We start from the raw sequence: 895 nt of genomic DNA on the forward strand, positions 1-895 counted from the left end.
GTCGAGTATTGTTTTCATTCCCCATCCGAGCACACAGAACATAACCAGAAAAGCCACTGACACCCCACCCAGCCATTTCCAGCTATAACCTTTAAGGGTGTTGTATTCCTGCACGATATTGCTGTGAATTGTCGCAATATCCCTGTTCAGGGCATCCGCGTTTGCCTTCATGTTTGCGACTGACTCTTCCAGCCGCTGAAAATCCTGGCTGATGCGCTCACCTATCAGTCCTGCCACGTCCAGCTTCTGCACCTCATTTCTGACTTCATCCCTGACCTGTTTTGCCACACCGTCAGAAATATCCCGATATCCGCGAAGTGTTTCCCTTGCCACAGCCAGAGAATCAGCAACAGCTTTCTGTTGCTCCATTGCGGTATGTTGCAGTTGCTCCACCGATAACAGGAGCGTGAGTAATTTTTCTTCTGTGCTGGCCATGTTCAGAATCCCATAGAAAATCCACGTGACGGTGATTTAACCCGTTCAGGTTCAGTTCGCTCCTGTCTGCTCACTCCGTCTCTCATGTCAAAGCCATACTCCTGCGCAACATCATGTTGCAGCCTTCTGACCAGTTCATGTTGCTTAACCGGAGTGTCCAGCCATTCCCTGATGTCATGCCCGACCGTTCGCGCCTGTTCAAGATGGCGGGAATAGTCCGGTTCAGACCGTTTTTGCATGATGTCATGACGCTGGGCATCATCAAGCCGTCCGGCAGTTTCAAAACCCAGATGCACTTCAGGACGTCGTTCAATGCCCTGTTCTTTCAGCGTCCGGCAGTCAATGAAGCCCCTTTCAAAGCCATGCTTTCTCATATGTTCGTTGTGCTTCACCTCCCAGCGTTTTCGCAATTCCCGCAACTGCTCTTTTTGCTGAGTGGGGGTCAGGCTTCTTGAATCCT

At 50.6% G+C, this 895-nt stretch carries 2 protein-coding genes; both read right to left on the bottom strand.

The features are described from left to right. Positions 1–435: hypothetical protein (locus tag K0039_RS24640; protein ID WP_228106760.1), on the bottom strand; the 435-nt coding region annotated here is incomplete at its 3' end. A 2-nt stretch (positions 436–437) separates the two neighbouring features. Beyond that, the coding region (locus K0039_RS24645) for a MobA/MobL family protein (RefSeq protein WP_228106761.1) at positions 438–895 on the bottom strand (458 nt) is incomplete at its 5' end.

The organism is Terrisporobacter mayombei, assembly GCF_020748465.1.
Classification (GTDB): domain Bacteria; phylum Bacillota; class Clostridia; order Peptostreptococcales; family Peptostreptococcaceae; genus Terrisporobacter; species Terrisporobacter mayombei.